Origin of the sequence: Gilvimarinus gilvus (genome assembly GCF_030518155.1) — a bacterium.
Lineage (GTDB): Bacteria > Pseudomonadota > Gammaproteobacteria > Pseudomonadales > Cellvibrionaceae > Gilvimarinus > Gilvimarinus gilvus.
Map to the genome: position 1 here is coordinate 1 of NZ_JAULRU010000334.1, position 301 is coordinate 301.

The window sequence follows — 301 nt, forward strand, 5'->3', positions numbered from 1 at the left end:
TTGCTAAATATGGATTATCTATAAAAGGATTTCGACTTCCTTGTGTTTCATAAATGATTTCATTTCTTACTTTTTCAAATTCTGAAACTTTGTCTTGTACGTTCCATTTTAAAAACATATCTGGCATTCCATCATTATTAGTTGTTGTATTGTTATACGCAACCAATTTAGGGTCGGTTTCCAAACCATAATGTAAATACATATACATAATAATTCGTGCGACATCTCCCGTCCATTCATCACCAGGATAAAAACCTCCATTGATTAATTTAGCTTGCCCTGTTACATCTTGTGGCCATTT

At 32.6% G+C, this 301-nt stretch carries 1 protein-coding gene; it reads right to left on the reverse strand.

The genetic code is table 11. The features are described 5' to 3' along the window. The coding region (locus QWI17_RS05680) for an endonuclease (RefSeq protein WP_302721545.1) at window positions 1–301 on the reverse strand (301 nt) is incomplete at both ends.